Source organism: Phocaeicola massiliensis B84634 = Timone 84634 = DSM 17679 = JCM 13223 (assembly GCF_000382445.1).
Lineage (GTDB): Bacteria > Bacteroidota > Bacteroidia > Bacteroidales > Bacteroidaceae > Phocaeicola > Phocaeicola massiliensis.
This window is the reverse complement of sequence record NZ_KB905481.1, coordinates 1-1,752: the sequence shown is the minus strand read 5'-3', so window position 1 is coordinate 1,752 and position 1,752 is coordinate 1. Positions and strand designations below refer to the sequence as shown.

Annotated in this window: 2 tRNA genes and 1 rRNA gene; all 3 read right to left on the bottom strand. The window is 48.7% G+C overall.

The features are described from left to right. Positions 1-1,440 (bottom strand): 23S ribosomal RNA (locus HMPREF1534_RS21505); the annotation flags it as partial. A gap of 114 nt (positions 1,441-1,554) precedes the next feature. Beyond that, positions 1,555-1,628: transfer RNA gene (locus tag HMPREF1534_RS21500), tRNA-Ala, on the bottom strand. A gap of 16 nt (positions 1,629-1,644) precedes the next feature. Beyond that, positions 1,645-1,718 (bottom strand) — tRNA-Ile (locus HMPREF1534_RS21495). Positions 1,719-1,752: the final 34 nt, after the last annotated feature.

Genomic DNA, 1,752 nt, shown 5'->3' with positions numbered 1-1,752 from the left:
AAAGGGTAGTACCGGAATATTAACCGGTTCTGCCATCGGCCTCGCCGTTCGGCTGAGCCTTAGGACCCGACTGACCCTGATCCGATTAGCGTTGATCAGGAAACCTGAGTCTTGCGGCGAGGGGGTTTCTCACCCCCTTTATCGTTACTTATACCTACATTTGCTTTTCCACACGCTCCAGCAGGGCTCACGCCCCACCTTCGACGCAGAGTGGAATGCTCCCCTACCGATCATTATATGATCCCACTGCTTCGGTAAACAGCTTGATACCCGATTATTATCCACGCCAAACTCCTCGACTAGTGAGCTGTTACGCACTCTTTAAATGAATGGCTGCTTCCAAGCCAACATCCTAGCTGTCTTAGCAATCTGACTTCGTTAGTTTAACTTAGCTGTTATTTCGGGACCTTAGCAGGTGGTCCGGATTCTTCTCCTCTCGGGCACGGACCTTAGCACCCATGCCCTCACTCCTGACCTCAAACTAATGCGCATTCGGAGTTTATCAAGACTTGATAGGCGGTGAAGCCCTCGCATCTTATCAGTCGCTCTACCTCACATTAGTAATGGTCAAGGCTGCACCTAAATGCATTTCGGGGAGTACGAGCTATCTCCAAGTTTGATTAGCCTTTCACCCCTACCCTCAAGTCATCCAGAAGCTTTTCAACGCTTATTGGTTCGGTCCTCCATCCGGTGTTACCCGGACTTCAACCTGCTCAAGGGTAGATCACTTGGTTTCGCGTCTACCACTACCGACTATACGCCCTGTTCAGACTCGCTTTCGCTTCGGCTACAGGCCTCATGACCCTTAACCTTGCCGGCAACGGTAACTCGTAGGTTCATTATGCAAAAGGCACGCCGTCACAGCTTACGCTGCTCCGACCGCTTGTAGGCGCACGGTTTCAGGAACTATTTCACTCTTCTGTTCGAAGTGCTTTTCACCTTTCCCTCACGGTACTGGTTCACTATCGGTCTCTCGGGAGTATTTAGCCTTACCGGATGGTCCCGGCTGATTCACGCAGAATTCCTCGTGCTCCGCGCTACTCAGGATACTACTATGCTTCGACAACATTCGAATACGCAACTGTCATGCTCTATGGTCTTTCTTTCCAGAAAGTTCTTCTCTGCTGTTTTCATGCAATGCCGTAGTCCTACTACCCCGGTTATGCCGTAACATAACCGGTTTGGGCTATTCCCCGTTCGCTCGCCACTACTGGGGGAATCATTATTATTTTCTTTTCCTGCAGGTACTAAGATGTTTCAGTTCCCTGCGTTAGCCTCCAACTAAGTTGGATAATATCTCTTCAAGATATTGGGTTGTCCCATTCGGAAATCTTCGGATCAAAGGTTATTTGCACCTCCCCGAAGCTTATCGCAGCTTATCACGTCCTTCATCGCCTCCGAGAGCCAAGGCATCCGCCATGCGCCCTTGCTTACTTTCTTTATTATCGCACACTATTACTAGTGCGGGATGATATATACTTTTAGCTTTTTACTACTAAAATTACTGTTTTGCTTGTACAATATGTCATAGATCGTTTCTCTTTTCAGAGAGAGTGGAGAATAACGGATTCGAACCGTTGACCCTCTGCGTGCAAGGCAGATGCTCTAGCCAGCTGAGCTAATCCCCCGAACTTACTGAGTTCGTAGTCCCAGGCAGAGTTGAACTGCCGACCTCTACATTATCAGTGTAGCGCTCTAACCAACTGAGCTATAGGACTGTCAGGTTCAACCTAGTCTACCTTTGTTTAGACT